Source organism: Flavonifractor sp. An4 (genome assembly GCF_002161755.1).
Lineage (GTDB): Bacteria > Bacillota > Clostridia > Oscillospirales > Oscillospiraceae > Flavonifractor > Flavonifractor avicola.
In genome coordinates this window covers 1-7,494 of record NZ_NFIL01000065.1, presented here as the reverse complement: position 1 = coordinate 7,494, position 7,494 = coordinate 1, and the positions used below count along the sequence as shown (strand labels likewise).

General features: G+C 57.6%; 6 protein-coding genes. 1 reads left to right on the top strand and 5 read right to left on the bottom strand.

The window, feature by feature from the left end; translation table 11 throughout:
- On the top strand, window positions 1-1,218 hold a 1,218-nt coding region (locus B5F94_RS15185; protein WP_143383323.1), incomplete at its 5' end, for a DNA primase family protein.
- 87 nt (window positions 1,219-1,305) lie between these two features.
- Here the strand turns inward: B5F94_RS15185 and B5F94_RS15180 are convergent.
- The 5 genes from B5F94_RS15180 to B5F94_RS15160 all read right to left on the bottom strand — a co-directional run bounded on the left by B5F94_RS15180 (window position 1,306) and on the right by B5F94_RS15160 (window position 7,136).
- Window positions 1,306-1,860, bottom strand: coding sequence for a signal peptidase I (locus B5F94_RS15180; protein WP_087272559.1), 555 nt, complete (start codon window positions 1,858-1,860; stop codon window positions 1,306-1,308).
- 488 nt (window positions 1,861-2,348) lie between these two features.
- Complete coding sequence (locus B5F94_RS15175) at window positions 2,349-3,578, bottom strand: TniQ family protein (RefSeq protein WP_242961261.1); 1,230 nt, start codon at window positions 3,576-3,578, stop codon at window positions 2,349-2,351.
- Window positions 3,578-4,954 carry an ATP-binding protein gene (locus tag B5F94_RS15170; protein ID WP_242961260.1) on the bottom strand — a complete coding sequence of 459 codons (1,377 nt, stop codon included), beginning with the start codon at window positions 4,952-4,954 and terminating at the stop codon, window positions 3,578-3,580. Before B5F94_RS15170 ends, B5F94_RS15175 begins: the two co-directional genes overlap by 1 nt.
- A complete protein-coding gene (locus B5F94_RS15165) occupies window positions 4,951-6,702 on the bottom strand; it encodes a Mu transposase C-terminal domain-containing protein (protein ID WP_158100303.1) in 1,752 nt (583 codons plus the stop codon). The genes B5F94_RS15170 and B5F94_RS15165 overlap by 4 nt, the downstream gene beginning before the upstream one ends.
- Window positions 6,703-6,749: 47 nt before the next feature.
- The gene (locus B5F94_RS15160) at window positions 6,750-7,136 is read right to left on the bottom strand and encodes a hypothetical protein (RefSeq protein ID WP_087331342.1); all 387 of its coding nucleotides are present in this window, start codon (window positions 7,134-7,136) and stop codon (window positions 6,750-6,752) included.
- Window positions 7,137-7,494 lie beyond the last annotated feature (358 nt).

The following is a 7,494-nucleotide window of genomic DNA, read 5'->3' as shown; positions in this document are numbered from 1 at the left end:
AACACCGTGCCAATCAGGCAGAGGACACCGAACCGGGACCTTGTGCCGGTGGCAAATGGCATTTTTGACTATCGTAGTCAAGTTTTGATGCCGTTTTCGCCTGATTATGTGTTCCTCTCAAAAATCAGTGTGCCGTATAACCCTTCCGCCCGAAATGTTGTCATCCACAACCAGGATGACGGAACTGACTGGGATGTGGAGGGCTGGATGCAGGAGCTCTTTAGCGACCCGGAACTGGTGGACCTGATGTGGCACATCATCGGCGCAGTGGTTCGCTCCAATGTGGGGTGGGGCCGCACAGCATGGTTCTACTCGTCCTCCGGCAACAGCGGGAAAGGCACGATTTTGGCCCTATTGCGGGCGCTGGTCGGCCGTGAAAACTGTGTATCTGTGCGCTTGGCGGACATGGACAAAAATTTTGCCCTGGAGCCGATTATGCGGGCGGCCTGCATCATGACCGATGAAAACAATGTGGGTGAGTACGTGGATAAGTCGAGCAACGCCAAGGCCCTTGTCACCGGCGATAATGTCTCCATCTCCCGCAAGTATCGTGACGCCGTCGAATTTCAGTTCAAGGGCTTCATGGTCCAGTGCTTCAATGATTTGCCGCGCGTGCGCGACAGAACGGACAGTTTTTTGCGGAGATGCCTAATCATCGAGTTCGATAAGTGCTTCACCGGGCGGGAGCGGAAGTACATCAAGGAGGACTATCTGACCCGACCGGAAGTGCTGGAGTATGTCTTGTATCGTGTGCTGACGATAATGCCACAATATTACGAGCTGCCGGTGCCGGCTGCGTGCAAGACGGCGGCGGATGCTTTCAGCTTGTCCAACAATCCAGTCATGGAGTTTGCGTTGGAGTGCCTCCCACAAATGGTTAAATATGATGTATATCCTTTTGAAATTTTGTATATTCTGTATAAGAATTACTTAAAGGACAACAATCCGTCAAGCACGTCCCTGGGGAAAAATACATTTATCACAGAGCTTACCAGGGTCTTGCAGAAACCGCCCCTCGCGGACGAATGGATGTATCCCGGTCGGGGAGCTAACAATGACCACATTAAGGTGCCGTTTGGCTATGACTGTGGCCGAGAGGAGTTACTGAGTGACTATGGCATAACTTTCCCTGGGCCATATATCGGGAAAAGGGTAACCGGCATTGTGCGTCGCACCTCGGTCGCTGTGCATGCCCAGCCTGAGCCGCCGACGGCGTAACAGTAAATCACCAAAAAAATAATGCTCCCGCAGGTATCTCTATGGTGAGATGCCTGCGGGAGCATGTTCTTTTTTGGGGGCCGTGATCTACTGCTCGTCAGGGGGGTTGCTGTCTTTCGATTTCTTCTGTTGCGAACGGACGTCTGATATAAGCAGCAGTACCACGATGGCCAATATGAAGCCGATACCTACCGGCGTCCGAATGATGTTGACAATGCGGCCGACGCCGGGGATATGACCCAGGTACACGCCGACGATGTCACTCTCGGTGAGCAGGATGCCATCGTCTACCGGGTTCGCATCGCCTTGGGTGATGATACCCTCGTCGAGGATGGAAACGATGCGGTGGACAACTTGCAAATGGTCATACGGTCGGTCGTAGACAATAATGTCGCCCACTTGGAGGCTGTCGTAGTCGTAGTGTGTGTTTACGAGGCAATAACTGTAAGTGGGGATTTCAGGCTCCATAGAACCGGATTGGACGGCACAGAGGCGCAAACCGGTCACCAGGAAGAAGCCGAGGATAACCAAAAGGACAAGAACGGGGGCCGCTATGGCCCGGAAAAATTTTCGGGCTGGACTTTTGGGGGATGCCGTACCACCTTCCGCCGGCGCGGGTCTTGTATCAGGCTCTTGCGCCATGTTGTACCGCCTCCTTTCTTTGGATGGATGATTTGTACCACATTATAGCGCGGCCGTGCTATGTTCGCAAGGGTAGCTTCTGCCTACAAAAAGGTGACGGGGAAGCAAAAAAGTAGACACCCGGAAATCGTTGCGACACAAGGGTTTGCAGTGCTTCTGTCTACTTTTCCACTTTTTTATAAAAAATAAATAAAATAAATATAATGGTATAAGTAAAAAGTTTTTGAGGAAAAAAGCGGAAAAGTGGACAGGGATGCAGACATAGAGAGAAACCATACCTATCGCCTTAGTTTCCGCCTCGCTTGCTTTCTGTATTAGCCGGGGGCGTGGGGGTGACAGGGCCCGGGAATACATGGCCTATGTGGCATGGTGCAGAGCGGCGGCCTGCTCCCTTCTCCCCTGTATTCCCAGGCCATGACGGATCATGGCACACGGCCTCCATCCTGCAACAGGGCGGCGCGCCAGTCTGACACCCCCGCGGCCTCCCACTACCGGCGGGACAACTCCGCTTTCTCCATCACATAACGCATACAATCCAGCGCGAACGCACCAGCACAGTGGTAGCCCAGCCCCTGACTGTATTGCCGGATGCGCTCCAGCTCCGCCTCGTCCACGGTGCAGCGCAGTATCCCCTTCCGCGCTGTTTGGCTTTTGCCCGCAGGCACTTCCCGCCAGAACGGGTCCATGTCGTAATAGCGCAGGATGGCGTTGACCTCGTATTGCTTTAGACGGAGCTCACCCGCAACCTGCCGGAGCGTGCAGAAACCACCCTGTTTTGCCATGCGCCCTATCTTCTCCCTGAGATTGTCCCAGATGGGCTCCGGGTCAAACACGGTTTTGGTGGGCAGATCGAGCATGGCTTGTATCAAGATATACCGGTCCGGCAATAGCTGCTCCCAGGTCTTGATGCGGTTCATCATCGTACCGGAGATGTTTTCGCCAAATATCTTTTTCACCACCTCCGCCTCGTGGTAGCCGCACAGGGCGGTGTAGAGCTTTGCCCTGTCTATATTGAGGCCGGTTTGCCGCACAATGGTCCTATATCCGCTGTTGAGCAAAGTCTGATATAGGTTGTTGCAGGCAGGGGGCGATACGGATGCGGGCAGCCGCCAATATTCCCGCACCAGCTCGCTGACCTGAAGCTCTGCGGCTGTAACGTCCATGTCAGGCTCCCGGTCTGTCTCCATCGTGCTCAGGGGATAAAACTTGTTATTGAGGGCAAGGCGAGGATTGTCAATGGTAATCTGCTTCAGCCGGCACCGATGCCGGACGCACACGCTGGAGAGGGGTATCTGGTGCTCCACATGGTAGTACGCCTCCCCGTAAATCTTCGTGTCCTCCTGGATGCAGAGCGGGCAATACCGTAAGGCGTAGTCCCCTTTGGGGAATGTCCGCCACAGATGGGTAGGCGTTTTGCTCCGACCTTGCAGCAGATCATCCAGCAGGACTTCGCGCTCCTGTTGCGGGTGCATCCTGGCGTAATACAAAAACGGCGTGTGGTGCAGTATCATGTCGCGCCCATCAAACACGCCCTCCGGGAGCTGGGACAGAACCGCATGGACGGCGGCATTGGGATAGAGCGTCGCCATCTTCACCCCGGCCTTTGTGCCAAAGAGTTGTTTCTTTACCAGATAATGCTCCTTGATGCCGCTGGAAAGATAATACCTGCACAGCACGCTGTAAAACAACTCGTCCGGGTACGGCGATGGGAACCACATCAGCACAATACCACCTCCTCCACCATGCCCTGGGACAGCAGCAGCTCCCGGAGTGTCCCCGCCTTAAAAGCCACCAGCAGGTCCCTCTCGTCGCGCTCTGCGGCTTTCCGGCCCCGTGGGACGGCGTAGAGCCGCTTGACGGGGCTGGTGTCCTCGGGGGTATCCTCGGCCTCCTGCTGGGTGGGGGTGTCCGTCAGGTGCTCCATGGAGCCCGCCGCAGGGGCTTGGAAGTCTGATAAGAACGTCCCCGTCCCCAGCTCCTTGGGCGGCTGGATGGCCAGATAGTCCGCCGCCGCGGCAATCATCTTGCGGTCTATCCTGCTGATGCCACGCATGAGCGCCTGGGCCTGGGCTTCCTCCAGCAGTTTGGAGATATACGCCGGGATGCCGCCGCTGTAATCGTATATCTGATTGGCCAGCCGGTCCGTCAAGACTGCCTGCTCCGGCGTGTACTGGTACGGCCAGAGAGCTTGTAGGAACGCCCGGTAGGCCCCATCCGGCTTGAAGGGCAGGAGCCGGGGCCCCCGCGTCCGCCTCCGCAGGTACTCCTCGCTCTGGAACACGGTTTCCGCAAGAATGGTTCCCGTAAAATAGACCGCTGTGCAGGTGTCGTTGGTCAGCTCAGTCAGGAACCGGATCAGAGGTTTAATCCGATTGGTTCGCTGGGCGGTGGCAACGACGTTCTGTATCTCGTCCACCACCAGCAATCCCACGTTGTAGGTGACGCACAGGGTCTTGATATAGGTGCTGACGGAGCTGACCGAGCCGGAACGCGCCCGCAAGAGATAGTCCAGGTGGTTGCTCCCCACGGCCATGTCCAGCGCCCGGACGATGTTATAGGCCATAGTCTTTTGGGATGCGTCACTGGGGCACTCCACATGGAGCCACAAGACCTGCTTGCAGTAAAACGCCTTCCCTAGATACTTTTCGTGGCTGATGACCTGTGGCAGCAGGGACAGGCACCGCCGGAGCGTGCTGGTCTTGCCCAGTCCAGGTGTCCCCAGCAGCGCCCCGGACTGCGCCTGGGCCCCGTAGCCGGCCATGGAGCCGCCGGAGAGAAACAGGGCGTTGATTTTCGTAACGCGCTCCCGTGAAGTGAGGGTGTGGTAGCTGCTCGTGAGCATCCGATACAGCGAGTCATAGACGTAGTACATATAGTCCAGTGGCACGAACACCGTGGGCAGCAGGGCGAGGCCCTGACGGCGCTCGGCCATGCTCATGTCCTGGCACGCTTGGGGCGGCGGCGGACAGCACCGGATTTGCTTTTCAAACTGCTCCGACCCAAGGCATTCCGGCAGCGCCTCAATGAGCGGATTCTGGCTTCCGCTGTTGTCATAGACCGCCTCCACGGTCTGCATCCCGAGCTTGTACTTCATGTCAGACGCCTCCTCTCATTAGTTCGATGCCGCTGGATTTCAGATATATCTCTGCTCCCGGGGCTCTGTTCCTCGGCCTGCCGGATGATGCGCTCTATCTCGCTCCGCATAGCGACCCGGGCCTCCAGTTCCGTCTGGCGGGCGGCTTTTTCTTTTTCCGCCTCCTCCCGGCGCATGACGGCCACATCAGCCATATCGTAGCCGTCATACCGGGAGCTGGACGGGGCCAGGGAGCAGGGTATCAGGCGCTTATCTTTGCCGACCACGTAGATATGGCTGGTGTCCTGGGCGTCGTAGGCATACTCGACTTTTGCCCCCACGGTCAGCTCCGCGCCGCGCTCTAGGAGATAGCGCAGGCCATTCCACACGATTCCCTTTCGGGTGAGCTTGCCCGATGCGCGGGGCAGGGCACGTCGATAGAGCTCGCCCGCGTCCACATCCAGCAGAGTGCTTTTGCCCCGGTCAACAAGCCATTTCCAGAGGGCTGCGGGCGTGTTGGGCGCGTCCACGGGCAAGTGGCCAATGTCGGTCAGCACGCGGCCCTTGTTGAGCGCGATAATCGTATGTATCACAATGGCCGTGTACTCGTCCAGGGTCAGGATGGCCTGCTGCCGGTAGTCCGTGGCCCACCGCTCCCCCACATCGTCCCCGATGACGCCGCGCCCCCGGAGCATGGACTTGTAGCTGTCCTGAATTAAGTCCATAGCCCTCTCCACCAAGGGCTTTTCCTCGGCCCGGAACGGTGGGAGCGCCTGCCGGTCGATGCCGTAGCAGATACACAGCTCGTTGATGCGCTCTCCTACGAACTCCCCGCCCCGGTCACTGATGATTTCCGAGGGAAGGCCGCGGCTTGGCCAGTCGGCGGGAGACAGGTCTATACCATAGGCCGCGCAATAAGTCGCCTTGTCCCCGGCGGCGTTGGCGATGCAGGCCATCAGGGCAGTCTCCCCCGCGTCCAGTCCGACGTACACTCCGGCGATTAAGCCGCTGGCTGTGTCGATGGCCAGATAGACGTTGGGCCGGCCTATGACCTTACTTCGGTCCCACTTGGAGACCAGATAGATGTCCCCCTGTGTCTCGTCCACCTGATAGCACCCCACGCTCTCCCGGTACTGCATGGCGGAGCCGTACAGCGGCCTGTTGTTGCGCTGGTAGGCGGTCAGGCCCTCCCGGGCAATCTCCTTCTGCGGGTCGCCTTTGAAATGGCGGAAGTAATACAGGCGGAAGCTGCTCCAGGATGGTATCTGGTCCGCCAAGACGCCCTTGTTGGTGTAGTTCTCCAGGATGAATAGTTCATAGGCCGTGCGGAGACTGTTGCGCTTGGCGCTGAAATAATACTTGCGGATGGCCGCTTCAAAGTCGGTGCGGCGGATGATCTCCCGCGGCTTGCTCTTGGTCAGACTCCCCCGGGCGAGATAGGCATGGTACAAGCGCCGCAGCCGTCTGACCGTGGTGTTGTGCTCCCGGGCGATGGCGGCAAAGACCTCTGTGCGGTGGGCTTCGTCTGTGATACAGCGGTCATCCTCCAGGGCAAGCCGAAGCAGATCATATCGCTGCCGCTGGGCCGCTGACATGGGGCGCTCCCGGTTGCGGACATACTCTTCCGGCGCCGCGATGCGCTCCGCACGCTCCAGCTCGTCCCGGTTGATGTAGGTGGGCATCTGATACTCGTCATAGGCGATGACCCACGCGCCGCCGGCGTCTTGCTGGAGCACCCGGAAGCGTGCCCCTGATATGCGCACGAACATCTGCAACATTCCTCCCCTCAATAGATATTTTGCCGCCCTGCCTTGCTCTACTTACCAGCTATGACGATTTTCCAGTCCTGCACCCCCAGCGCGGCCCAATAGCGGCGGGACAGCTCCAGCTTTTCCACCTCGGCCCGTCGGGTCAGGTCGGACGCGCTGACCAGCTCCCGGACGCCGGTGGTGCCGTCAGCAAAGCGGATGCAAAAGTCGCTGGTCCATTGGGCCTTGAAATACTCGCCCCGGATGTCTGTCTTTTGGATGCTGTTCAGCCGGGTGCCGTCCAGGGGCTTGCACGCCTCGTAGGACGCAACCTCGGGACGCTCCTCCAGATACTTGCTGTACGCCCGTGCCGCCTCGCTGTGGACCACCACCATCCCGCCGGTTTTGGGACTGTGATAGGAGATGTCCCTGACCTTTTTTCCGGCCCTGTCCATAAAAATCACCACCTTTTGAAAACTCGGAATAATTGCCCCAAACTTGGCGTAATTCCCGGGAGAATTATTCGGAGTTTTTTTCAGGGCACAAACCAGAGTGCAATATTTTCTCTGTATTTCCCCTGTATTGCCGGCAGGATATGCTCATTTCCTGACTTTTCCCCTTTTTTCTCAATCTCCGAATAATTCCCCGGAATTCCGCAAAATCTCGGAAAAATAGCAATTACGCCGAGATACTATGTACCTGTAACTTACAAACCGTACCCACAATCTCACATATCCTGACCGCACCAACATACCATACCACCCTCTCAACCCCATCACTTTTCCCAGTCATGCACCATATCCCTGTACCCAT

Coding starts and splice junctions, on each gene's coding strand:
- B5F94_RS15165 (WP_158100303.1), bottom strand. CDS start 6,702: ATGTTCGTGCGCATATCAGGGGCACGCTTCCGGGTGCTCCAGCAAGAC.
- B5F94_RS15160 (WP_087331342.1), bottom strand. CDS start 7,136: ATGGACAGGGCCGGAAAAAAGGTCAGGGACATCTCCTATCACAGTCCC.
- B5F94_RS15180 (WP_087272559.1), bottom strand. CDS start 1,860: ATGGCGCAAGAGCCTGATACAAGACCCGCGCCGGCGGAAGGTGGTACG.
- B5F94_RS15170 (WP_242961260.1), bottom strand. CDS start 4,954: ATGAAGTACAAGCTCGGGATGCAGACCGTGGAGGCGGTCTATGACAAC.
- B5F94_RS15175 (WP_242961261.1), bottom strand. CDS start 3,578: ATGTGGTTCCCATCGCCGTACCCGGACGAGTTGTTTTACAGCGTGCTG.